Source organism: Pseudomonas chlororaphis (assembly GCF_001921865.1).
Classification (GTDB): domain Bacteria; phylum Pseudomonadota; class Gammaproteobacteria; order Pseudomonadales; family Pseudomonadaceae; genus Aquipseudomonas; species Aquipseudomonas chlororaphis_D.
Genome location: NZ_MSCT01000009.1, coordinates 81,346 through 106,026, shown reverse-complemented (window position 1 = coordinate 106,026; position 24,681 = coordinate 81,346). Strand labels below are relative to the sequence as shown.

Sequence of the window (24,681 nt, the reverse complement as noted above, 5' to 3'; positions counted from 1 at the left end):
TGAGGTGCGCGAACGCCGCGGCGCCGGTCGACGCCGACGCGATTTGAGAAGAGGAAAAAGATTGGGCCAGAGCCCGGCGCCGGCGGCAGGCAGGCCCCACCGGAGCGCTGGAGGCGGAGAACAACCGGCAATCAGTTGTTACAAATCAGGCCGTGCAACACCCCCAGGCGCAGGCCTGGCTCGGAGGGGGTCATGTGGGCGACGCCGAACACCTTGAACGCCGCCAGCATCACCGCCAGGCCGCCGGGCAGGATGCTCTGGCGGTGGGGCGGCAGGCCCGCCAGGCGCAGGCGCTTGACGTGCCCCGCGTCGAGCAGGCGCAGCGACAGGCGCAACAACCCGCCGTAGGTGATGCCGTCCTGGCCGTAGTCGTTGAGGCCGTTGGCCTTGAGCACCTTGGCCAGCAGCCGTGCGGTCCCGGACGAGCCGATGGCCTGCTGCCAGCCCAGTTCGCGATAGCGCCGGGCGACTTTCTCGAACTGCAGGCTGGCCACGCGCTCGGCTTCCTGCAGGGCCTGGGCCGACACCGCGCCGCCGGAAAAATAGCGGGTGCCGAAGGTGCCGCTGCCGATGGCGATGCTCTCGGTGAGCAGGGGCTGGGCGCCCTGCCCCAGGATCAGCTCGGTGGAACCGCCGCCGATGTCCACCACCAGGCGCATGCTCTCGCTGCCCGGCACGGTGTGGGCCACGCCGGCATACACCAGCCGCGCCTCTTCGTGCCCGGAAATGACATCGATGCGAAACCCCAGGTGACGCTCGGCGCTGGCCAAAAACAGCGGTGCGTTGTCGGCTTCGCGCACCGCGCTGGTGGCCACCGCCCGCACCCGCCCGGCCTCGAAACCGCGCAGCTTCTTGCCGAAACGCGCCAGCGCCTGCCAGCCCCGGTCCAGGGCCAGCTCGTCCAGCGTGCCGCCCTGGAAGCCTTCGGCCAGGCGCACCGGCTCGCGCAGGGTCTTCACTTCCTGGATCATGAACCCCTGGTTGCGCATGACCGGCTGGCCGATCATCAAGCGAAACGCATTGGACCCAAGATCGATGGCTGCGAACAGCGAGGCGTCGCCTTTCATGGGGGGGTTCCTTGCCGGTTCATCCACTGGCAGGCCGCGGCCTGCCGACTGCTCGAAGGGGGTTGCGGCGATCTTGCCATGGCCTCCATGACGCCAAGATGACAGCCGCGCGGCTTTTGCAAGGAACGCGCCCGAACCGCGAAAAAGCCCCCCAGGCAGACGTTTTCCAGGCGCCCGGCCCGCCACCACTTCGTCATAAACCCCGCTTAACATCGGCGCCGCCACCCTCGACGCGAGTTATTCACCATGCCTTCGACCCAGGAAATGCTGATGCAGCGCATCCATCGCGAGCTGCTCGATCACAGTGACGAAGAGTTGGAACTGGAACTGCTGGAGGACGGACACGACCTCGACGAGCTGTTCCATGAGCACATCCAGGACAGCAGCGAGAAGGAAGCGCGGCGCCACTATTTCAGCGAGCTGTTCCGCCTGCAGGGCGAGTTGGTGAAGCTGCAGAGCTGGGTGGTCAAGAGCGGGCACAAGGTGGTGATCCTGTTCGAGGGCCGCGATGCCGCCGGCAAGGGCGGCGTGATCAAGCGCATCACCCAGCGCCTCAACCCACGGGTGTGCCGGGTCGCCGCCCTGCCCGCGCCCAACGACCGCGAGCGCACCCAGTGGTATTTCCAGCGCTACGTGTCGCACCTGCCGGCGGCCGGCGAAATCGTCCTGTTCGACCGCAGCTGGTACAACCGCGCCGGGGTCGAGCAGGTCATGGGCTTTTGCAACGCCGACCAGTACGAAGAGTTCTTCCGCACCGTGCCGGAGTTCGAGCGGATGCTCGCCCGCTCGGGCATCCAGCTGATCAAGTACTGGTTCTCCATCTCCGACCAGGAGCAGCACCTGCGCTTTCTCAGCCGCATCCACGACCCGCTCAAGCAATGGAAACTCAGCCCGATGGACCTGGAGTCGCGCCGGCGCTGGGAGGCCTACACCAAGGCCAAGGAAATCATGCTGGAGCGCACCCACATCAGCGAGGCGCCGTGGTGGGTGGTGCAGGCCGACGACAAGAAGAAGGCCCGCCTCAACTGCATTCACCACCTGCTCGGGCAGATGCCGTACGAGGAAGTCGAACAACCGATGATCGAGCTGCCGCAACGCCTGCGCCAGGAAGACTACAGCCGCAGCCCGACGCCGCCGGAACTGATCGTGCCGCAGGTGTATTGAGGCGGGTCGCCGGACAACCTCGCCGCCCTTGCCTGGCTGTCCGAGTGCAGCCAGGCCCCTGCAACTGTCATCATTTTGTCATTATTCACGGCGACACTCGGCTTATCTACACCGCGTGCTCTCCTTTAAAGCTGCCCTCCTGGGCGGTTTTTTTTTGCTCGGCGCTTCCCCTGCGCGCCTGAGCGGTTCGAGTTCGAGAACGTCGTTCTACAAGCGCAGGCTGCCCTCGATGCAGGTCACCGTCGCGCCGCCGATCCAGATCTCGTCGCCCACCTGCTCGACCTGGATGCGCCCGGCGCGGCCCATGCTCAGGCCCTGGCTGACCACGTAAGACACCGGCGCCAGACCGGCGCCCAGCAACCACTGGGCAATGCCGGCGTTGAGGCTGCCGGTGGCCGGGTCTTCGGGCATGCCGTCGCCAGAAATAAAAGCGCGCACCTCGAACTGCGCCGCGTCGCCGTCACGCTCGGCGTTCCAGGGCGCGATCACCCCCACCGCCAGCCCCTTGAGCCGGGCATGGTCGGGTTGCATGTCCAGCACCTGATCGCGCTCGGCCAGCAGCACCGCCAGCCAGCCGGCGCCGTTGTCCACCCATTGCGCGTCGACGATGGCCCCCGGCGCCAACCGCAGGCCCTGGCACACCTGCTCCAGCAGCCCGGTCTCGACCGGACCGGACTTGAGCAGGGGCGGCGCAAGAAACGCCAGCTCGCCGCCGTTGCGGCGAATACGCACCAGGCCCACGCCGCACTCCTGGACGATCTCCTCGCCCTTGGGCACGCCGCCGGCCTCGAGCCAGGCATGGCAACTGCCGAGGGTCGGATGGCCGGCGAACGGCAACTCGCCCAGGGTGGTGAAGATCCGCAGGCGATAGTCGGCGCGCGGATCGCGGGGTTCGAGAATGAAGGTGGTCTCGCTGAGGTTGGTCCAGTTGGCGAAGGCCGCCATGCGCGCCTCGCTCAACTCGTCGGCGCCGAGCACCACCGCCAGCGGATTGCCCTTGAGCGGCTCGCGGCTGAAGACATCCACCTGCTTGAAATCGAAACGGCTCATTGCGGGTCCTTGGCTGATGAGATGAGACAGAAAATGGCCAGCCTGTAGCTCAATAGGCGGGGGCAAAATCGCGCCCTGTAGCCGCTGGCGAAGCCTGCGTACGGCGACGCAGTCGTCGCAAAAGAGGCCGACGCGTTGTGCCAGACAAGCCGCGCCGCCGTTCGCAACCTGCGGCAGCGGCGACAGGGTCAGGTGGAAGTCAGACGGGCTTGGGGATTTCCAGGCCGCGGATCACCGCCGGTCGGGCGAGGAAACGCTCGAGCACGCGCTGTACGTTAGGGAAGTCCTTGAAGCCCACCAGGTCGCCGGCTTCGTAGAAACCGATCAGGTTGCGCACCCAGGGAAAGGTGGCGATATCGGCGATGGTATAGCGCTCGCCCATGATCCAGTCGCGGCCTTGCAGGCGGCCTTCGAGCACGCTCAGCAAGCGCCGGGATTCGGCAACGTAACGGTCGCGCGGGCGCTTGTCCTCGTAGTCCTTGCCGGCGAATTTATTGAAGAACCCCAGCTGGCCGAACATCGGGCCGATGCCGCCCATCTGGAACATCAGCCACTGCAAGGTTTCGTAGCGCGCGGCGGAGTCCTGGGCCAGCAACTGCCCGCTCTTGTCCGCGAGGTAGATCAGGATCGCCCCGGACTCGAACAGCGCCAGCGGCTGGTCGCCCGGGCCGTGGGGGTCGAGGATCGCCGGGATCTTGTTGTTCGGGTTCAGCGAGAGGAACTCGGGGGACATCTGGTCATTGCTCTCGAAACCGACGCGATGCGGCTCGTAGGGCAGCCCGATCTCTTCGAGCATGATCGAGACCTTGACGCCGTTGGGGGTCGGCAAGGAATACAGCTGGATCCAGTCGGCGTACTGCGCGGGCCATTTCTGGGTGATGGGGAATGCAGAGAGGTCGGTCATGACAGGCTTCCGATGACAGTCAGATGAAAGACCGTGGCCCGGGACCGGGCGGCGACGGCGCTTGATTATAGGCATCGGTCGGCGGCGTGCATTCTTAAATTGGAAACATCCGGTGGTTAAGCTCCCCGGCAGCCGGAGTACGGTGCGGATAAAGTAACGGGTTCATGCGCGGCGTCTCGCCAGGATCGAACCAAAAGCGGTCCCGGGACTCTGAGCTACCTGCGGGCAGAACGCCCGTTCGATGACAGGGAAAACCACGCGAAGCCGGGAGCTCGCCGTGGAAAGGTTTGTCAGCCTTAACCGATTGCGCTTGAAGTACCCACAATCAATGAAGAACCTGCTGAGTTTCACCCAACGCCTGCAACGCCGGTCCTATGTGTTTTTCCCGGCGCTGCTGCTGACCAGTGCGCTGCTGCTGTCGCTGGAGTCCAGCGAAAGCCGCGCCCAGCCGGTGGACGGCACCCAGACCCTGGTCTTCCTGCGCCATGCGGAAAAACCCGCCGGCGGCCTCGGCCAGCTCAACTGCCAGGGCCTGAACCGCGCCATCGACCTGGCGTCCCTGCTGCCGGAGAAATTCGGCAAGGCCAACTACGTGTTCGCCGCCAACCCGACGCGCAACGTCGAGGAAGGCGAGCTCGACAACTCCTACAGCTACATCCGCCCGTTGATGACCATCAGCCCCAGCGCGATCAAGCTCGGCCTGCCGGTGAACATCGAGTTCTCGGCCAACGACACCAGCGAACTGGCCGACGAACTGCTGCACGACCGCTACCACAACTCGACCATCTACACCGCCTGGTCCCACGGCTACCTGCCGGAGCTGATCAACAAGGTGGCGCGCGAGGCCGTCGGCGAAAAACGCACCATCACCGACGACTGGGCCTCCAACGATTTCGACTCGCTGTACGTGCTGACCCTGACCTGGCACAACGGCAAGGCCACCCTCGACAGCCGCAGCTACAAGCAGGGCCTGGATAACGGCGAGGAAAACTGCCCGACCTGATGCCCCGTTTTTTGCAGGAGCGAGCTTGCTCGCGATAGCGCCAGCACCGAAACACACAAACGGTTGCCCGTCCCCAGGGGCTGGCGCCCCATCGCGAGCAAGCTCGCTCCTACAGAGGTAAAAACGGCAGACAATCCTGTACGCCTGCGCAGCAGGCGCGAAACCGGGTACGCGGTGATTCGGGTAAACGGCGTTGCCTGGGCTACAAGAGCGCCGCCCGGGGCGTTGCGTTAAGATTGCCGCCTACTGTCTTTGTCCGGAATTGCCTCGATGTCCAGCCTTGCCCCTGCCAGCCCCACTCGGGGCTGGTCGTTCTGGTGGAAACCCGCCCTGTTTGTCCTGGTCGCCTGTGTCGGCCTGTACTTCGTCAAGTGGTCGCCCTACTACGCCAAGGCCTTTGTCGCCGCCGACAGCCACAGCATCGGCGCCTCGATCATCAACGATCAGCCAAGCTCCCCGTTGAACGCTGCCCTGGCCTACGCCCAGGTGTATTTCCTGGCGATCTGGAAGGCCGCGGTGCTGGCGGTGATCCTCGGTTCGCTCTTGCAGGTGCTGATCCCCCGTGACTGGCTGCTGCGCCTGTTCGGCCGCGCCGGTTTCGGCTCGACCCTGCGCGGCGGCTTGTTCGCCCTGCCGGGCATGATGTGTTCCTGCTGCGCGGCGCCGGTGGCGGCGAGCATGCGCCGGCAGAATGTCTCGGTGGGTGCGGCACTGGCCTTCTGGATCGCCAACCCGGTGCTCAACCCGGCGACCCTGGTGTTCATGGGTTTCGTGCTGGGCTGGGGGTTTTCCGCGCTGCGGCTGGTGGCGGGCATCGTACTGGTGCTCGGGGTATCGCTGGTGGCCCAGCGCATCTCGCGTCCCGAACAACTGCCGCAAGCCGCGGTGGAAGCCGTGGCCGAGGCCAGCGCGGATAACGCCGGCGGGTTCTTCAGCCGCTGGGCGCGCAGCCTCTGGCAACTGTTCTGGAGCACCATTCCGGTCTATGTGCTGGCGGTGCTGGTGCTGGGCGCGGCGCGGGTCTGGCTGTTCCCCCATGTCGAGGGCGCGATTGGTGACAGCCTGCTGTGGCTGGTGCCGCTGGCGATTGTCGGCACCCTGTTCGTGATTCCTACCGCGGCGGAAATCCCCATCGTGCAGACCATGATGACCCTGGGCATGGGCACCGGCCCGGCGGTGGCGCTGCTGATGACCCTGCCGAGCATCAGCCTGCCGTCGCTGCTGATGCTGCGCAAGGATTTCGACGCCCGGGTGCTGGTGACGGTGGCCGGGTTGACCATGCTGGTTGGCGTGGTCAGCGGGTTGATCGGCGCGGCATTGCTGTAGGCATGGATTGATGGCGTCCTGACGGACGTCATCGCGAGCAAGCTCGCTCCTACAAGGAACAACACCAACCCTGTAGGAGCGAGCTTGCTCGCGATGGGGCCAAAGGCCCTGCCCTTCTGTTGACTCAAGCGCGCTGGCGAGCCCGCTCGCGCAAGTACTCCAGCACCGCCGCCTGCTCGCCGACGAACTCGATCCGTGCGCCTTTGCTTTCGCGCTGGAAAGCATACATCGGGTCGTAATACTCCTTGAGCAACCCCTCGATCCAGGCCCGGTGCACGTCCACGCTGCCGCTGCGGGCCTGCTCGGCCAGCGCGGCCTCCAGCAGCCGGTACAGGCGCTGGTGGCGCTCGCCGCCCAGGCGTTTGCGAATGTTGTTCAGGCTCTCCAGCAGACGCTCGGAGAACCGCGCGAAACCGTCCTCGGCATAGGCCGCGACGAACTCCGCGCACAGGTCGATCACGTAGTCGCGCAGAATCCGTTCGACCCGCCCTTGCAGGCTGTCTTCCAGCCAGACCATGGGAAACCGCTGCATGCCCTGGTACAGCGGCAGCGGCAAGGCGCAGCTGCCGATCATGCGGTTTTCGTCTTCGAGCACGAAGCCGGCGATGCCGCGGTCGCGCTTTTTCAGCAGGTCCACCGCCAGGCGGTTCTCGAAATCGATGTTCGACGGCTGGCCGCTGGCCCGCTTGCCGAAACTGGACCCGCGATGGTTGGCGTGGCCTTCCAGGTCCAGGCCGTTGGCCAATTGCTTGAGCACCTCGGTCTTGCCGATCCCGGTCATGCCGCCGAGCAGGACGAAATCGCACTCGGCCACCGCGCCCTCGAGGGTATCGAGCAGGAACGTGCGCATGGCCTTGTAGCCGCCGCCAACCCGCGGGTAATCGATGCCGGCCTCGTCCTTGAGCCACTGCTGGACGATCTGCGAACGCAGGCCGCCACGGAAGCAGTACAGGTAGCCGTCGGGGTGGGCCCGGGCGAAATCGGCCCAGGCCTGGATGCGCTCGGCCTTGGTCGCCCCCGACACCAGTTGATGGCCGAGGACGATCGCCGCTTGCTGGCCTTGCTGCTTGTAGCAGGTGCCGACCCGCTGGCGTTCGTGGTCGGTCATCAGCGGCAGGTTGAGCACGCCGGGGAACGCGCCTTTGGTGAATTCGATCGGCGCGCGGGTATCCATCATCGGCCGGTCGTTGAGGAAGATGTCGCGGTAGTCGGTGATATCGATGGGCATCAGATCACCTCGACCGCGTGGCTCTGTCGTTCCACCAGTTCGCCGATCGGCGCCAGTTCCAGGCCCAGTTCGGCGGCCGCTGCGAGGAAGGTCGCGTTACCCTCGGGGGTGACGGCGATCAGCAGCCCGCCGCTGGTCTGCGGGTCGCACAGCACCAGTTTGTGCAGCGGCTGGATACGCCCGAGCTTGCTGCTGTAGCTGTCGAAATTGCGCTGGGTGCCACCCGGTACGCAGCCCTGGTCCAGGTAGTACTCGACCCCCGGCAGGCGCGGCACCCGGTCGTAATGGATGCGCGCGGTCAGGCCGCTGCCGTCGGCCATTTCCACCAGGTGCCCGAGCAGGCCGAAACCGGTGACGTCGGTCATCGCGGTCACGCCGTCGAGCTTGCCGAAGCGGCTGCCGGGCTTGTTCAGGGTGCACATCCAGTCGCGGGCCAGGCCGATGTCGGCGCCGCGCAACTTGCCCTTTTTCTCGGCGGTGGTCAGCACGCCGATGCCTAGGGGTTTGGTCAGGTACAGCAGGCAGCCGGCGCTGGCGGTGTCGTTGCGCTTCATGTGGCGCTTCTGCACCAGGCCGGTCACGGCCAGGCCGAAGATCGGTTCCGGCGCGTCGATCGAATGGCCGCCGGCCAGGGGAATGCCGGCGGCGTCGCACACCACGCGCCCGCCGCGAATCACCTCGCGGGCGACTTCCGCCGCCAGTACGTTCACCGGCCAGCCGAGGATGGCGATGGCCATCAACGGGTCGCCACCCATGGCGTAGATGTCGCTGATGGCGTTGGTCGCGGCAATGCGCCCGAAGTCGAACGGGTCGTCGACGATCGGCATGAAGAAGTCGGTGGTCGAGACCACGCCGCGCTCTTCGTCGATGGCGTACACCGCCGCGTCGTCGCGCGAGGCGTTGCCGACCCAGAGTTTCGGGTCGAGGTTCTGCGCGCCGCTGCCGGCCAGAATCACCTCCAGCACCTGGGGAGAAATCTTGCAACCGCAACCCGCGCCGTGGCTGTACTGGGTCAGGCGAATCGGCTCGCTCATGGGACACCTCTGGAATTCGTGGACCGGCGATTCTACCAGAGCCCTTCGCCCTCCACCTTGAGTGCTGCCCGCGTGCCGTTGCCTGTCGATCCTCCTTGCGCTCCAGGCGAACAGCAGAGCGGAAAAAAAACCGCCCTTTCGGGCGGTGACAAGGAGCGTTCGGACAATCAGAAGCCGAGGGTGAAACTGAGGGTCATCGCATGGTCGCGGTTGTCGTGGGACAGCTGGCCCGAGTAACCGATGCCCAGTTTGCCCGCGGGGCTGATCTGGTAGTCCAGGCCGGCCTCGACCAACGCGCTGTCCTTGGCGATCGGCACGCCCTGGGTGGTGAACGAGCCACCGCCCTCGATGAAGGTCAGGTCGGCATCGGGCTTGGTATCGCCGTAGGCATGGCGCCAGCCCAGGGCGGCGCGCGGAGTGATCTGCGAACCGTTGCCCAGGGTGATGCGCTTGCCGGCCCGCAGGCCCACGGTGGAGAAGGTGATGTCCTGGCTCGACTTGGCGCTCAGGCGCCCGGCACCGCCTTTTTCGCGGCCGGTATCGCTGTCGTAGTCGACATACGCCAGGCCGACGAAGGGCTCCAGCGCCACGCCCGCCGCTTCCAGGGCATACCCGACCTCGCCGAAGACCTGGGCACTGCGTGCGTCATAGTTGGCCTTCAGGCGATCGTTGTAGCTGCCGACGCTGACGTTGCGCTTGGTGCTGATGCGGTGCCAGCTGTAGGCCGCGCCGAGGCGTACCGCCAGGGCGTCGTGCTGGGAGTTGAGGTAGGCCGCCAGATGGGTGCTGTTGATCGTCGCATCGGATTGGCGACGCTGGGCGTCGATATCGCTGTGGGTGTAGCCGGCCGCGACCCCGCCGCGCCACTGATCGCCCAACTGGCGGTCGGTGCCGAGCATGAAGCCGGACAGATTGCGATCCAGGCCGGCGGTGTTGCTGTCGCCTTCCATGTCGCCCCACGACCCGAGTACCCGCAGCCAGCCGACCAGTTCGTCCTGACCCTGGCAGCCTTCGCGGCTCAGGCGGTTTTCCCCCGGTGCCAGGGTGCGCCGCAGCTCGTCCTCGTCGGTGCCACAGCCCGGTTGGCGCATGCGATCGTTGAGGGCATCGCGGACATGACGCGAGTCTTCGAGCAGCGAACTGGCGGTACTGGCGTGGATCTCCCCCGACAGGCTGTCGAACGCGGAGCGGGCCCCGGCGCGGCTCAGGTTGAGAACCTGGTCGTTGAGCACGTCGCCCCCCGAACCTTCGGCACCGACGTAGTGCTCCAGCGCTGCCGCGACACTCCGTTGATTCGCGGTGGCCGCCACATCGGCGAAAGCGGTCTGGTTACGGCTGACCGCCAGGTTGACCTGGTTGGCGCCATACACCAGCGAGGTGTCGAGGAAGGCCAGCGACGGCAGGTCGGTGCTGCTGAAGGTGCCGTTGACCCCGCCGCCGGCGGTGATCAGCGAGTAGCTGGTGTTGCCACTGAAAGGCGCCAGCGAGCGCACTTGCAGGCCGCCGCCGAGGGTCGCGGTGCCGCCCACGACCAGCGGGGTGCTGGTCGGCGACGTCACGGTCAGGTCCAGCACGCCGTCCGCGGCATTGCTGAGGTTGCCCGCCACGCTCAGGGTGCCGGCGCTGCCGCCGGACTGGGTCAGGCCATGGTTGTCCAGCGCTCCGACGCTGCCGTTACCGCTCAGGCCCGCGCCGTTGGCCACCGTGACCTGGCCGGCGAGCACGCTCGGGGTGCTGCGATCGCCGACCTGCAACACGCCCTGCTCCACCGCGACGCTGCCGCTGAACGGCTGGTTGCCGGTCAGCAACAACAGGCCGCTGCCCTGCTTGACCAAGCTGCCGGTACCGCTGAGCACGCCGTTGAAACGCCCTGCGCCGTTCTGCAGGAACAGTAGGCGCGCGTTGTTGAGGATGCGGCCTTGCAGGCTGGTGGTGTTACCGGCCAGGGTCCCGCCGCTGACGGTGGTGCCACCGCTGTAGGTGTTGGCCCCGGTCAGCAGCAAGGTGCCAGCGTCGAGTTTCTCGATCCCGCCGCTGCCCACCAGAGGCACATCGACCTGCGCCGTCACACCGGCGTTGACCCGCACCGCGGCCAGGGTGCCGTCGGCGGCATTGGTCGGGCTCAGGCTGCCGCCCGCTCCGGCGACCAGGCTGTAGCCGGCGTCGAGGAACTGCAGGCCCGTGAAGCCCTGGTTGCCGACCACGGTGACCGTGCCGCCCTGCCCGCCGAAGACCGCGAACTGATTGTTGGAACCCAGGCTTTGAGTGCCGTTCGGGTCGGTCCAGTTGGTGCCGGGGCCCCAGACACCGCTGCCGCCAGTGATGGTGCCGTCGGCGGTGGTCTTGCCACCGTTCCAGAACTGCACCGTGCCCGGCGCGCCCTGCACCAGCAGGTTGACCTGGTTGGCCAGGGCGGTCTGCAGGGTCAGGCTCGCCGGCAGCACGCCCGCGGGCAATGTGCCGTAGACCAGGCCGTTGTCGGTCAGGCTGCCGCCGTAGCGGAACAGCTGATAGATGCCGACGCCGAACCCGCCGCCATTGGTGATGTTGAGGGTACCGTCAAGGGTCAGGTTGCCAGCCACATCGACCACCGTGGTGGAACCGCTGGCTTGCCCCAGGGTGAAGTCCAGCGTCGTCCCGGAGGCAAGGTTCAGGCCGCCGACCGACAACGGCGTGGCCGCGCCGCCAGCGCTCAGGGTGGCGCCGCTGGCCAGTTGCAGCGTCCCGCCGAACTGCCCGCTGCCGCCCACCGATGCCCCAGAGGCGACATTCACCGTGGCGCTGTTCAAGGTCCCGTTGACCCGCAACGAGCCGGCCTGCACCTGGGTGGTGCCGCTGAAACTGTTGGTGCCGGTCAGCAACAGCTCGCCAGTGCCGCTCTTGGTCAGGGTGCCGCTACCGCCAAGGTTGCCGCTGTAGGTGCCATTGCCGTTCTGGGCGAAGGTCAGCGCCGCGTTGTTGAGGATCGTGCCCTTCAGGCTGGCGGTATCGCCCGTGGTGCTGCCGCCGTTGAGGGTGGTGCCGCCGGTGTAGCTGTTGGCGCCGCTGAGCAGCAAGGCGCCGCCGCCGTTCTTGACCAGGCTGCCGCTGCCGCCGATGGCGCCGCTGAGGGTGGTGTCCTGGGTGCCGGCCAGGGTCAGTTGCGCGCCCAGGTTGATGGCGTTGGCCAGTTGCAGGGCGGCGCTGCTGTCGAGTTGCGCATTGCCGCCGACGCTCAGGGCCCCCGTGCCCAGGGCCGCGTTGTTGCCCAGGGTCAGGCTGCCGGCGTTCAGGGTGGTACCGCCCTGATAGCTGTTGCTGCCGTTGAGCGTCAGGTTCGCCGCGCCGTTCTTCAGCAGGCTGCCGCTGCCGCTGACCGCGCCGCCCAGGGTCAGGTCGCTGGAACCGGCCACGCTCAACCCGCCGTTGAGGACCACCGCATTGCCCAGGCTGACCGCGGCGTTGCTGTCCAGGGTGGTGCCGTTGGCCGCGGTCAGCGTACCGCTGCCCAAGGCGCTGTTGCTGCCCAGGACCAGCTTGCCGCCGTTGAGCGCGGTACCGCCGGTGTAGGCGTTGTTGCCGTTGAGCACCAGGGTGCCGGCGTCGAGTTTGGCCAGGGTGCCGGCGCCGTTGATGGCCACGCCAATGGTGGCGGTGACGTTCGGATCGACGCGGATCGCCGTATTGCCGGTGCTGCCATTGACCGCCGTCAGCGAGCCGGCGGTGCCGTTCAGCAGGTTGTAGCCATCGGTGACGAACTGCATGCCGGTGATGCTTTGCGCGCCGTTGAGCGTGACGTTGCCCGCCGTGCCCTGGAATACCGCGAAGCTGTTGCCCCAGCCCTGGTTGAGGGTGCCGTCGACATTGGTCCAGTTGGTGGTGCCGCTGGCCCAGGTGCCGTTGCCGCCGTCGATGGCGCCGTTGCCGGTCAATTGGCCGCCGTCCCAGAACTGCACGGTGGTATTGGGCGCGGTCACCAGCAGGTTGACCTGGCTGCCCACGGCGGTCTGCACTTGCAAGTCGCCCGGCACCACGCTGCCCGGTACGCTGCCGACGGTCAGGCCGTTGTCGGTCAGGGCCCCGGTGTAGTTGATCAGCCGATACACGCCGCTGCCGAAGCCGCCGATATCGCTGACATTCAAGGTGCCGTCGAGGGTCAGGTTGCCGCCGACGTTGAGCAGCGAGGTACCACCACCCAGCACCGGGGTTCCCAGGCCCACATCCAGGTTGGCGTTCGGCGCCAGCACCAGCGAGCCCACGCTCAGGGTGGTGCCGCTGCTCAGGCTCAGATGGCCACCATCGGCCACCGTCACGGCGCCGCTCAGGCTGCCGCTACCGGTCAGGGTCGCGGTGTTGTTGACCGCCACATTGGCGCTGGCCAGGGAACCGCTGACATTCAGGGTGCCAGCGTTGATGCTGGTGTCGCCGGTCAGGGTATTGCTGCCGCTGAGGGTCAGGCTGCCGCTGCCGAGCTTGCTCAGTTGGCCGCTGCCGCTCAGGACACCGTCGAAGCTGCTGCTCAGGTTGTTGCCGCCGATGCTCAGGGTGTTGCCCGCCCCCACCAGCGCCGAGCCGCTGCCGGTGAGGCTGGCGATACTCGCCGAGCCGCCCAGGTTGAGCTGGGTGCCGTTGGCCAGGTTGACCCCGGCGTTGTTGCCCAGCGCCGAACCGCCCAGGGTGCTCAGGCTGCCGGCCGCGACGTTGAGCTGGCCGGAGAAGCTGTTGTTGCCGCTGAGGGTCAGGTCGGCCGCGCCGTTCTTGGTCAGGGTGCCGCTGCCGGCCAGGGTGCCGGACAGGGTCAGGTTGTTGCTGCCGGCCACGCTTAGCCCGGCATTGAGGTTGAGGTCGTTACCCAGGGTCAGCGGCGCGCTGTTGTCGAGCGTCGCGCTGCCCGCCACGGTCAAGGCACCGCTGCCCAGCGCCGCGCTGTTGCCCAGGGTCAGGCCGCCGGCGTTGAGCGTGGTACCGCCCTGGTAGGTATTGACCCCGTCGAGGGTGAGCGTGGCCGCGCCGTTCTTGACCAGCGCGCCGGTGCCGCTGACCACGCCGCCCAGGGTCAGGGCCTGGCTGCCGCCGATCCCCAGGTTGGCGTTCAGTACCACCGCATTGCCCAGGGTCAGGCCGGTGTTGGTGTCCAGGGTCGCGGCGCCGGCCACCGTCAGGTTGCCCAGGCCCAGGGCCGCGGCATTGCCCAGGGTCAGGGTCCCGGCGTTCAGGGTGGTACCGCCGAGGAAACCGTTGGCGCCGTTGAGGACCAGGTTGGCCGCGCCGTTCTTGGTCAGGCCGCCGGCGCCGTTGACCGCCCCCGCCAGGGTCAGGTCGGCGCTGCCGCCGATGCCCAGGTTGCCGGCCAGGTTCACGGCATTGGCCACGCTGACCGCGCTGCCGGCATCCAGGGTGGTGCCGGCGGCGGCATTCAGCGCACCGCTGCCCAGCGCCGTATTGGACGCCAGGATCAGGCCGCCGGCATTCAACGCGGTCGGCCCCAGGTAACTGTTGTTGCCGCCCAGGGTCAGGCTGGCCGCACCGTTCTTGATCAAGCCACCAGTCCCGCCGATGGCGCCGTTCAGGGCCAGGGCATTGCTGCCGGCGACCGTCAGGTTGCCGTTGAGGGTGACGGCATTGCCCAGGCTGACCGCGGCATTGCTGTCCAGGGTGGTCGCCGCGGCAGCGGTCAGTTGGCCGCTGCCCAGCGCAGTGTTGTTGCCGACCACCAGGGTCCCGCCGTTCAGCGCAGTGCCGCCGCTGTAGGTATTGGCGCCGTTGAGCACCAGGGTGCCGGCGTCGAGCTTGGCCAGGGTGCCGCTGCCATTGATGCCCACGCCCAGGGTCGCGGTCACGCCCGGGTCGACGCGAATCGCGGTATTGCCGCCAGTGCCGTTGACCGCGGTCAGCACGCCGCCGGCGCCAGCCACCAGGTTATAGCCGGTGGTGGTGAATTGCAGACCGGTAAAGCTCTGCGGGCCATCGACCGTGACAGTGCCCGCCGTGCCCTGGAAGATCCCGAAGTCGCCGGCCCAGGCCTGGTTGAGCGTGCCGTTGGCCGACGTCCAGTTGCTGCCGGCGGCGTTCCAGGTGCCGCTGCCGCCGTCCACGCTGCCGTTGGCGACGGTCTGGCTACCGTCCCAGAAACGGATGTTGGTATTCGGCGCGGCCACCAGCAGGTTGATCTGGTTGCCCACCGAGGTCTGCACTTGCAGGTCGCCGAGACTGAAACCCAGGGGCACGCTGTTGATGTCCAGCCCCAGGTCCACCAGGCTGCCGGTGTAGTTGATCAGGCGGTACACGCCCACGCCGAAGCCGCCGGCGTCGCTGACGTTCAGCTTGCCGTCGAGGGTCAGGTTGCCACCGACATTGAGCAGCGAGGTGGTGGACGGCGCCCCCAGGCTCGCATCGAGGTTGGCATTGGCGTTCAACAGCAGCGAGTTCGCCGACAGCAGGCTGCCCGAACTCAAGGCCAGGTGGCCGCCGTCGGCGACGTTCAGCGCCCCCAGCAGCGAGCCGCTGCCGGTCAGGGTCGCGCCGCTGGCGACGCCGACGTTGGCGCTGCCCAGGGAACCGCTGACATTCAAGGTGCCGCCGTTGACCTGGGTAGCGCCGGTGAGGCCATTGATGCCGGTGAGATTGAGGGTGCCGCTGCCGACCTTGGTCAGGCCGCCGCTGCCGTTGAGACCGCCGTCGAAAGTGCTGCTGGAACTGGCCCCGCCGACGCTCAGGGTGACGCCCCCGGCGATCTGCACCCCGCCGCTGCCGGTCAGGCCGGCCAGACTGCTGTCGGCCCCCAGGTTGAGGCTGGCCCCGGCACTGATGTTGGCCCCCGAGGTATTGCCCAGGGCACCGGTGCTCAGGGTGCTGACGCTACCGGCGTTGATGTCCAGGGCGCCAGTAAAGGTGTTGTTGCCCGACAGGCTCAGGTCGCTCAGGCCGTTCTTGATCAGCCCGCCGCTGCCGCTGACGACTCCGGCCAGCACCAGGTCATTGTTGCCGGCCAGGGTCAGGTTGGCATTGAGCGCGACATCGTTGGCCAGGCTCAGCGGCGCGCCGTTGTCGAGGGTCGCGGCGCCACCCACGGTCAGGGCGCCGCTGCCCAGGGCACTGCCGTTGCCGAGGGTCAGGGTCCCGGCGTTCAAGGTAGTGCCGCCAGCATAGGTGCTGATGCCGTTGAGGGTCAGGTTGCCGGCACCGTTCTTGACCAGTTGCCCACTGCCACTGATCACGCCGCCAAGGCTCAGGTCATTGCTGCCGAGCACGCTCAGGGCCGCATTCAGGGTCAGGTTGTTGTTCAGGACATAGGCGCCGCTGCTGTCCAGGTTGGCCGCCCCGGCCACGGTCAGGGCGCCACTGCCCAGCGCCGAATTGCTGCCGAGGGTCAGGGTCCCGGCATTCAGGGTGGTGCCGCCGGCATAGGTGTTGTTGCCGGCGAGGGTCAGGTTGGCCGTGCCATTCTTGATCAGGCTGCCGGCGCCGGCGACCAGGCCACTGAGCCCCAGGTCGGCAGTTCCGCCGATGTTCAACCCGCCGCCCAGGTTCACCTGGTTGTTCAGGGTCACGGCCGTGCTGGCATCCAGGGTGGTGCCCGCCGCTGTATTCAGGGCTCCGCCGCCCAGCGCGGCGTTGTCGCCGACCACCAGGCGCCCGGCATTGAGCGCGGTGTTGCCCAGGAAACCGTTGGCGCCGCCCAGGATCAGGTCGGCCGCGCCGTTCTTGATCAAACCGCCGGCGCCATTGACCACGCCGCCCAGGGTCAGGTTCTGGCTGCCGCCGAGGGTCAGGTTGCCCCCCAGGTTGATGGCGTTGCCCAGGCTCACCGCGGCGCTGGCGTCGAGGGTGGTGCCAGCGGCGGCGTTCAGGGCACCGGTGCCCAGTGCGGTATTGGAACCGACCAGCAGCGTACCGGCATTCAGCGCGGTATCGCCCTGGTAGCTGTTGTTGCCGCTCAGGGTCAGGCTCGAAGCGCCGCTCTTGATCAAGCCGTTGGCGCCGTCGATGACCCCGCTCAGTGTCAGGGGGTTGCCGGCGTTCACCGTCAGGTTGGCATCGAGGTGCACGGCGTTGTTCGCGGTCAGCGCGCCGCTGCTGCTCAAGGTACTGGCGCCCGCCACGGTCAGGGCCCCGCTGCCCAGCGCCGCGCCGTTGCCCAGGGTCAGGCCGCCGGCATTCAGGGTGATACCACCCTGGAAGGTGTTGGCACCGTTGAGCGTGAGGGTCGCCGCGCCGTTCTTGACCAGCGCGCTGGCGCCGCTGACCACGCCGCCCAGGGTCAGGGCGTTGCTGCCGGCCAGGGTCAGGTCGGCATTGAGCGCGACATCGTTGGCCAGGCTGATACCGACGCTATTGTCGAGGGTCGCCGCGCCGCCCACGGTCAGCGCGCCGCTGCCCAGCGCCGCAGCATTGCCCAGGGTCAGGGTGCCGCCGTTGAGGGTGGTGCCGGCGAGGAAGGTGTTGGCGCCGTTGAGGACCAGGTTGGCCGCGCCGTTCTTGGTCAAGCCGCCGCTGCCGCCGACCAGGCCGCCCAGGGTCAGGTTGGCGCTGCCGCCCAGGTTCAGGTTGCCGGTGAGGTTCAGGGCATTGCCCAGCACGACGCTGGTGTTGGTGTCCAGGGTGGTGCCGGCCGCCGTGTTCAGCGCCCCCAGGCCCAACGCCGTGTTCGAGCCGAGGATCAGCGAACCGCTGTTGAGCGACGTGCCGCCCAGGTAGCCGTTGGCGCCGCCCAGGGTCAAGGCCGCCGCCCCGTCCTTGACCAACCCGCCGGCGCCGTTGATCACCCCGCCGAGGCTCAGCGCCTGACTACCGCCCAGGGTCAGGTTGCCGCTCAGGTTGATGGCGTTGCCCAGGCTCAGGGCCGTGGTCGCGTCCAGGGTGGTGCCCGCCCCGGCGTTGAGGGCGCCGCTGCCCAGCGCAGTGCCGGAACCGACCAGCAGCTTGCCGCCGTTGAGCGAGGTGCCCCCCGAAAAACTGTTGGCGCCGCTCAGGGTCAGGTCGGCGCTGCCGTTCTTGATCAGGCCGCCGGTACCGGACAGTACGCCGCCCAGGGTCAAGGCGTTGCTGCCCGGCGTGGTCAGGTTGGCGTTGAGGGTCACGGCGTTGGCCAGGCTCACCCCGGTGCTGCTGTCCAGGCTGGCGGCTCCGCTCACGGTCAGGCCGCCGCTGCCCAGGGCATTGTTGTTGCCCACGCTCAGGGTACCGGCGCTCAGGGTCGTGGTCCCGGAATACCCGGTGTTGCTGCCGTTGAGGGCCAGGCTGCCCGCGCCGCTCTTGGTGATGCCGCCGCTGCCGCTGATCAGCCCCGCCAGGGTCAGGCTGCCGGCGCCGGTGGCGATCATGCTGTTGTTGAGGGTCACGAGGTTGTTCAGGCTGACGGTGCCGGGCGTCGACAGCGTCGCCGCGCCATTGATGCTCACCGTGCCGCTGCCGAACGCCAGGTTGTTGCCCAGTTGCACCGAACCGGCGCCGATGCTGGTGTTGCCGGTGAAGGTGTTGGCCCCGCTGAGGGTCAGTTGGCCCGCGCCGTTCTTGGTCAGGCCGCCGCTGCCGGAAATCACTCCGGCCAGGCTCATGTCGTTGCCGCCTTGCACGGTGAGGCCGCCGCTGGCCAGGGTGATCAGGTTGCTCAGGGTCAGGCCGCCGCTGCTGGCCTGCAGTATCCCGCCATTGCTGGTCAGTGCGCCGCTGCCGAAGGTACCGCTGTTGTTGAACAGGGCCACACCGCCGTTGAGGGTGGCACTGCCGCTGACCAGAGGCCCTTGCAGGGTCCAGGTGCCGCTGTTGAGCGTGAGGTTGTTGAAGTTGATGTAGTTGTCGCTCGACACCGTACCGCTGCCGCTGGTGCCGCCGCCGGGGCCGATGGTGTTCTGCAGGATCAGGGTGTTGGTGCCGCCCGCGCCGCCGTCGACCTTGCCGGTGGGCGCGAATGTCAGGTCGATCCCCGGCAGGCCGCCGAGGCCGAGGCTGATGTTGATCCCGTCGCCCACGCTGACGCTGGAGCCGGTCACCGCGGTGAAGGTGTTGGTGCTGCTCTCGCCCATCGACACCCCGCCCAGGATGGCGCCGGTGTTGACGAAGGTGTTGCCGCCGGCCGAACTCTGGAAGGCCACCCGACCCTCCAGCGTGCCGTTGTTGGTCATGTTCACCTGGGAGCCGCCGTACACCGCCACCACCGGCGTATCCGCCAGGGTCACGCTGAGCAGCGACAGCCCCGTCGAGGTGATGGTGCCGTTGTTGACGATGGTGGTGGTGCCGCCGGCGCCGTTGTTGATGTTCAGCGCAGCGCCGTCCAGGCTGCTCAGGTTCAGGCCGAGCAACTGCCCGGTCCCGCGCATGATCCCGGTGACGGTGTTGGTGACGTTGACCACCCCCGCCGCGCCGTTGCCGAGGAAAGCCCCGCCGCTCAGCACCGAAACCAGGCCCAGCAACGCCGGATCGAGGGTCCCGGAGTTGTTCAGGGTCAGGGTGCTGCCGGTCAGGTTCAGCACCTTGCCGCCCAGGGTCGCGTTCATTTGCGCGCCGCTGTTGACGTTGACCGTCAGGCCATCGGTGGCGCTGGAAAAGTTGTTCAGAAACAGTGGCAGGCTGGGCACCCCGGTACAGGTCACCACGCTGCCGACGGTGGAACAGGTGGCCATCGCCGATGGGCTGACCAGGCTGAGCAGCAACCCGGCGAGACCCAGGCGAACCGCCAAAGAAAGGGGGGAAAGATGATTGACAGCGTCCCTGACCTGAACTGTTTCCACGCTCAACTCCTTGTTAAGGGGCCAAGCCGTTCATCCATGAATGCGTGTAGCGCTCGCTCGAAAACGTCTTGAATCCACACGCACTGACTTCGAATACCTGACCGTGGCGAAATGTGCTCCGTGCCAGAAACCTAGACGAGCTTTGAGCGTGCGGCGGGGATTAAATAGCATTAATACTATGGTAAGAATTGACTGAAAAAACGCCGATAAAATCCAATAAATACTTAAATATCAATAAGTTGAATATTTTAAGCCTTATCAAAACAGACACGTTTCTTCACAATTACCCCGCTGCCTACCCTCCCCCCTTGCCGTTCGACGATTTGCGAAACCACTGAACATCAATCGGTCGGAACAGGCTGACTGCAGAACATTTTTCGTGCGGGCGGCCAAGGTTGGTACAGCATATGCAAACGTTTGCGCGAACTTATTGTCCGGACAATCCGTGCACGTTCGCCTCAACCCGGCCAGCCTTGGCTTTTTATTGCACGAACAGGGATTTTCAATGCATCGACCTCTTTCTTCCTCGGCGTCCTGTCGCACGCTGGCTGTTTCCCTGCTACTGAGCGCCGTTACGGGAGTACTCAGCAGCGCTGCCCAGGCCCGGGAAAACCTCCCCGGCGCCCCCCAGAACACCGGCGTCGATGACTCGGCCCAGGGCGAAACCCTCAGCCCGGAGGCCAGCCCGCCCAAGAAAGGGGCGTATCTGTCGGACTGGTACAACCAGGACCTGACCCTGATCGGTAGCAAGGACATCAGTTTCGGCCCGCAGCCGGCCGACGACGTCTACCTGGAATACGAGTACTTCGGGCGCAAGGGGCCGTTCGAACTGTACGGCTATATCGACGTGCCGAAGATCCTCGGCATCGGCAACAGCCATGACAAAGGCGCGTGGGACCATGGCTCGCCGCTGTTCATGGAGCACGAACCGCGGATCTCCATCGACTACCTCGCCGGGCGCAGCCTGGCCATCGGCCCGTTCAAGGAGTGGTACGTGGCCTTCGACTGGATCTACGACCACGGCAGCAACAGCGCCAACCGCGCCAACACCTTGTACAGCGGCCTGGGCACCGACATCGACACCCATTCGCGGGTCAACCTGTCGGCCAACTTCTACGGCCGCTACCAGTGGGAAAACTACGGCGCCAGCAACGAGTATTCGTGGGACGGCTACCGCGCCCAACTCAAATACATCGTGCCCATCGACACCTTCAGCAACGGCGCCTCGCTGACCTACATCGGCTTCACCAACTTCGATTTCGGCTCCGACCTGCACAACGACAACCCGGCCCGTACCGCCAACGCCACGGTGGCCACCAACGTGCTGCTGTACTCCTTCACCCACCTGCGCTTCACCCTGGTCGGCCGCTACTTCCACAACGGCGGCAACTGGCAGGACGGCAGCGAGCTGAATTTCGGCGACGGCGATTTCCGCGCCCGTTCCAACGGCTGGGGTTACTACGCGGGTATCGGTTATCAGTTTTAATGCAGCGGCGAGCTTCAAGCGCCAAGCCATACGTTAAGAGCCATGGAGGTTTTATGAATGCAATGACCCGTCTTTCCCTGTCGGTTGGCCTGGCTGCCAGCACCCTGCTTTCCTGCGGCGCCTGGGCGACCGAAACGGCGTCCGCGCCGATCAGACCCAAGGTGATGCTGATCACCATGTTCGCCCCCGAGGCCCAGCACTGGGTCGAGCGCCTGGAGCTGAAAAAACAAGTGCGCGTACCGGGCCTGTCCGCGGAATATCCGGTCATTCGTTGCAACGACAAGGAGGTCTGCCTGCTCGTCACCGGCATGGGCCAGACCAATGCCGCGGCCTCGACCCTGGCCCTGGCCCTGTCGCCGCAGTTCGACCTGCGCAAAAGTTATTTCCTGGTCGCCGGGATCGCCGGCATCAGCCCGAAACACGGGACCATCGGCACCGCCGCCTGGGCCCATTACCTGGTGGAATTCGGCACCCAGTGGGAGCTGGATTCGCGCGATGCGCCCAAGGACTGGCCGACCGGCTACCTGGGGATCAACACCAAGGGGCCGAACGAGAAACCGCCGCTGGACTACAAGACCGAGGTCTTCGAGCTCAACCCGAAACTGCAGGCCAAGGCGTTCGCCCTGTCGCGCCATGTGGCCCTGAGCGAAAGCAAGGAATCGGCGGCCTGGCGCCTCAAGTACCCGGCGGCGCCGGCCAACCAGCCGCCGGTGGTGACCCAGTGCGACACCCTGGCGGGCAACACCTGGTTTTCCGGCACGCGCCTGAGCGAGCGGGCCGAAACCTGGGCCCGCCTGCTGACCGACAACAAGGGCGAGTACTGCACCACCCAGCAGGAAGACAACTCGACCTTCGAGGCCCTGCTGCGTGCCAGCCGCGAAGGCCGGGTGGACATCCAGCGCCTGGCGGTGGTGCGCGCCGGCTCCGACTTCGACCGCCCCGAACCGGGCGGCAGCGAGGTCGACAACCTGCTCAAGTACGCCGACCAGGGCGGTTTCGTCCCGGCCCTGGAAAACCTCTATCGCACCGGTAATCCGCTGGTGCAGGACATCCTCAAGAACTGGTCGGCATGGGAGAACGGCGTGCCCGAGGCCTGATCGCAGGCCCGGCGACCTTCATGAGCGGGTTGCCCGGGCCGACGCCATCGCTCCTAACAGGAGGCACACCGGCCCACCTGTAGCCGCTGCCGCAGGCTGCGATCGACCCGAAGGGGCGCAGCGATTACCGACCCGCCGAGGTCCTTCGGACCTTGCGCAGCCTTCGGCAGCGGCTACAGAACGCTGCGCTTGCCTTACGGCAGCAGGATCACCTTCTCGCCGCTACCCGCGTTGACCTCGTGATAACGCGCGACGCCCTGCTCCAGCGGCGACTCCAGCAACCCCTGCGGCAACGGCAGCAACCCCTGGTCGAAGAAGCGCCCGAACTGCTCGAGCATCGCCGCGCAGGCCTGCACGCCGTACAGCAACGAGTTGATCCCCACCACCGAGCCACCCTTGCGATACAGGGCCAGGGCCGGCAATTGCACGTGGCCGTCCACCGGCGCGGCGATGATGGCGATGCGGCCGAACGGCGCCAGCGCCGCGACCGCGGCCGGCAGCCAGAAGCCGGTGGTGTCGAAGATCACCTCGGCGCCGCCCGCGAACACCTCATTGACCTGCGCGCCCAGGGTTTCCGGTTTATCCAGCTGCAAGGCCTGGAACCCTTGCGCCTGCAAGGCCTGGACCTGCTCCGGACGGCGCGCGGCGGCCAGCACCCGGGCCCCGCGAACCTTCGCCAGGGCCAACGCGGCATTGCCCACCGCGCCGCCGCCGATCACCAACAGCGTGGTGCCAGCGTTCACCCCGCTGCGTTCCAGGGCATCCCAGGCGGTGGTGTAAGGCACGCCGAGGCTGGCGGCCTGGGCGAAGCTCAAGTGCGTGGGTTTATGCGCCACGCCCTTGGCCGACAGCACCACGTATTGGGCATGGGCGCCGTCGGCATAGAAACCCAGCTCCTTACCGGTGCCCCAGACTTCCTGGCCCAGCAGCGCCTGCGGCCCCTCCACCACCACCCCGGCAAAGTCGCGCCCGGGAATGCGCGGCAAGGTGGTGTAGGGAAAGCGCCCGAGCACGTTCTTCACATCGCTGGGGTTGAGGCCCGCGGCCTTGATCCGCACCAGCACCTGATCGGCCGCCGGCACCGGGGTCGGCACCTCGACGTAGTGCAGCGAGGAAAGATCGCCGGTCTTGGAAAATTGCAGGGCGTGCATCGGCACCTCCATCAACGGGGATAAAAGACAGCAAGGGGTTCAAGACAGCCAGCCGCTCACCAGCTGCCGGCCCATGGGCCACAACTGTTCGCCGGCGAGCATGCCCAGCAGGCCCACCAGGGCGATGGCCGGCGGCGCCGGCGAGCGAACGTCCAGGGCGCCGTAGAGCAGGCCGACGCCAAGGCCGATCGCCAGGGAAATCAGGTAATTCATGACGGACTCCGTGCAGGGCGCCGTGCTTGAACGGCGCCGATTGGGCATGCCGGGAGTCTAGGGAGCGCCGTCCTCGGCAACCGGCCAAGCACTTCAGGATTTCGGCCAATCTGCAGGGCCTTCAGCGGTCTTGAGCTCGCCGCTGCCCTGCGGGCCGTACGCAGCCTGCGGCAGCGGCTACACAAAGCCCAGCGCCGCCCCTGTAGCCGCTGCCGAGCCCCGCGAGGCTGCGATCGACTTGGGCGGCATTCCGACGCAGCAGGCGCAAAACCTGAGAACGCGGTCGGTCAGGATAATCGCGACGGCAGGGATGACGCGGGGTTCAGGCGCGAGCTTCACCGGCGGCATATTGCGACGGCGCCAGCCCCAGTTCGCGGCGGAACATGTCGCTGAAACTGCCGGGGGCGTAGCCCAACTCGCGGGCGATGCGGCTGACCGGCACGCCCTGGATCAGCTCCGCGGCGGCCGTGGCCAGTTGCACCTGGCGGCGCCATTCGGCGAACCCCATGCCCAGGCCCTCCTTGAACAACCGCGCCAGGGTCCGCACGCTGGCGCCCGCCGCCTCGGCATGGCGCTCGAAGGGAATGTCCAGGGACGGCGCGGCCATCACCGCCTGGCACAGGCTGATCAGGCGCCGGTCGGAGCTGTCCGGCAGGACGATCTTCAAGTGCGAGCGCCGCGCGCGCTTGAGTTCCAGCAGCGCCAGGCCCACCAGCGCCTCGTAGTAGTCGGGCTGCGGCGCGGCGACCTGCTCCACCAGCCGCACGATCAGCTCGCGCAGCAGGTTGTCCACCTGCAGTACCTGCACCTGGCTGTCGAGGGTCGCCGCCAGGCACGGGCGCAGGTAGATATTGCGCATCTGCAGGTCGCTGACCACGCGAATCCCGTGGGGCACGCCCGGCGGCAACCACACCGCCCGTTGCGGCGGTACGACCAGCGCCTCGTTCGGCGTCTCGACCCACATCACCCCGCTCATGGCGTACAGCAATTGGCCCCAGGCATGTTCGTGGGGCTCGATGAACAAACCGCGCGGGTAGGTACGCGCCAGGGGTTGCACCGGCACATCGGTATCGCTCAGGTCGGGGGGTGCGGCAAGGGCCATGGCGGGCATCGTCGTCGAACGGGAGGGCCCATGTTAACCGCGCCGCGGCGCCCGGAAAACCGCGAACGCGCACCGCCACCGCAAGCCGGTCAACCTCGTCCGCCGGCCCTGCCGCCAGTCATCCCGCTCGACAATCCGAATGAATTT

General features: G+C 67.0%; 14 protein-coding genes. 5 read left to right on the top strand and 9 right to left on the bottom strand.

Annotated features, from left to right (window positions below):
• Window positions 1-131: 131 nt before the first annotated feature.
• On the bottom strand, window positions 132-1,067 hold the full coding sequence (locus BTN82_RS10500) for a Ppx/GppA family phosphatase (RefSeq protein WP_075119056.1): 936 nt from the start codon (window positions 1,065-1,067) through the stop codon (window positions 132-134).
• Between the two features lie 264 nt (window positions 1,068-1,331).
• Here BTN82_RS10500 and ppk2 point away from each other — a divergent pair, with 264 nt between their 5' ends.
• On the top strand, window positions 1,332-2,231 hold the full coding sequence (gene ppk2 / locus BTN82_RS10495; protein ID WP_410002803.1) for a polyphosphate kinase 2: 900 nt from the start codon (window positions 1,332-1,334) through the stop codon (window positions 2,229-2,231).
• A 207-nt stretch (window positions 2,232-2,438) separates the two neighbouring features.
• On the opposite strand, the gene BTN82_RS10490 is transcribed toward ppk2, so the two are convergent.
• Both BTN82_RS10490 and BTN82_RS10485 read right to left on the bottom strand, forming a co-directional pair.
• Window positions 2,439-3,281: a PhzF family phenazine biosynthesis protein gene (locus BTN82_RS10490; protein WP_075119054.1), complete on the bottom strand. Its 843-nt coding sequence runs from the start codon at window positions 3,279-3,281 to the stop codon at window positions 2,439-2,441.
• A gap of 199 nt (window positions 3,282-3,480) precedes the next feature.
• Window positions 3,481-4,185, bottom strand: a complete 705-nt coding sequence (locus BTN82_RS10485; protein ID WP_075119053.1) for a glutathione S-transferase family protein — start codon at window positions 4,183-4,185, stop codon at window positions 3,481-3,483.
• 328 nt (window positions 4,186-4,513) lie between these two features.
• On the opposite strand from BTN82_RS10485, the gene BTN82_RS10480 reads away from it, so the two are divergent.
• Together BTN82_RS10480 and BTN82_RS10475 are read left to right on the top strand one after the other, a co-directional pair.
• Window positions 4,514-5,188: a histidine phosphatase family protein gene (locus tag BTN82_RS10480; RefSeq protein WP_075119052.1), complete on the top strand. Its 675-nt coding sequence runs from the start codon at window positions 4,514-4,516 to the stop codon at window positions 5,186-5,188.
• Window positions 5,189-5,458: 270 nt separating this feature from the next.
• Window positions 5,459-6,514, top strand: a complete 1,056-nt coding sequence (locus BTN82_RS10475; RefSeq protein ID WP_075119051.1) for a permease — start codon at window positions 5,459-5,461, stop codon at window positions 6,512-6,514.
• 124 nt (window positions 6,515-6,638) lie between these two features.
• Here BTN82_RS10475 and mnmH read toward each other — a convergent pair whose 3' ends face one another.
• The 3 genes from mnmH to BTN82_RS10460 all read right to left on the bottom strand — a co-directional run bounded on the left by mnmH (window position 6,639) and on the right by BTN82_RS10460 (window position 19,485).
• Window positions 6,639-7,742 carry a tRNA 2-selenouridine(34) synthase MnmH gene (gene mnmH, locus BTN82_RS10470; protein WP_075119050.1) on the bottom strand — a complete coding sequence of 368 codons (1,104 nt, stop codon included), beginning with the start codon at window positions 7,740-7,742 and terminating at the stop codon, window positions 6,639-6,641.
• Complete coding sequence (gene selD, locus BTN82_RS10465; protein WP_075119049.1) at window positions 7,742-8,776, bottom strand: selenide, water dikinase SelD; 1,035 nt, start codon at window positions 8,774-8,776, stop codon at window positions 7,742-7,744. The genes mnmH and selD overlap by 1 nt, the downstream gene beginning before the upstream one ends.
• A 167-nt stretch (window positions 8,777-8,943) precedes the next feature.
• A complete protein-coding gene (locus BTN82_RS10460; RefSeq protein ID WP_075119048.1) occupies window positions 8,944-19,485 on the bottom strand; it encodes an autotransporter-associated beta strand repeat-containing protein in 10,542 nt (3,513 codons plus the stop codon).
• A gap of 505 nt (window positions 19,486-19,990) precedes the next feature.
• Here BTN82_RS10460 and BTN82_RS10455 point away from each other — a divergent pair.
• Both BTN82_RS10455 and BTN82_RS10450 read left to right on the top strand, forming a co-directional pair.
• On the top strand, window positions 19,991-20,971 hold the full coding sequence (locus tag BTN82_RS10455; protein ID WP_075119047.1) for a nucleoside-specific channel-forming protein Tsx: 981 nt from the start codon (window positions 19,991-19,993) through the stop codon (window positions 20,969-20,971).
• 53 nt (window positions 20,972-21,024) lie between these two features.
• Window positions 21,025-22,068, top strand: a complete 1,044-nt coding sequence (locus BTN82_RS10450; RefSeq protein ID WP_075119046.1) for a purine-nucleoside phosphorylase — start codon at window positions 21,025-21,027, stop codon at window positions 22,066-22,068.
• Between the two features lie 194 nt (window positions 22,069-22,262).
• On the opposite strand, the gene BTN82_RS10445 is transcribed toward BTN82_RS10450, so the two are convergent.
• From BTN82_RS10445 to BTN82_RS10435, 3 genes are all read right to left on the bottom strand, one after another.
• A complete protein-coding gene (locus tag BTN82_RS10445) occupies window positions 22,263-23,219 on the bottom strand; it encodes a zinc-binding alcohol dehydrogenase family protein (RefSeq protein WP_075119045.1) in 957 nt (318 codons plus the stop codon).
• 39 nt (window positions 23,220-23,258) lie between these two features.
• Window positions 23,259-23,432 (bottom strand): DUF1427 family protein, encoded by a 174-nt coding sequence (locus BTN82_RS10440; RefSeq protein WP_075119044.1) that lies wholly within the window; start codon window positions 23,430-23,432, stop codon window positions 23,259-23,261.
• A 322-nt stretch (window positions 23,433-23,754) separates the two neighbouring features.
• Window positions 23,755-24,534, bottom strand: a complete 780-nt coding sequence (locus BTN82_RS10435; RefSeq protein WP_075119043.1) for an AraC family transcriptional regulator — start codon at window positions 24,532-24,534, stop codon at window positions 23,755-23,757.
• Window positions 24,535-24,681: the final 147 nt, after the last annotated feature.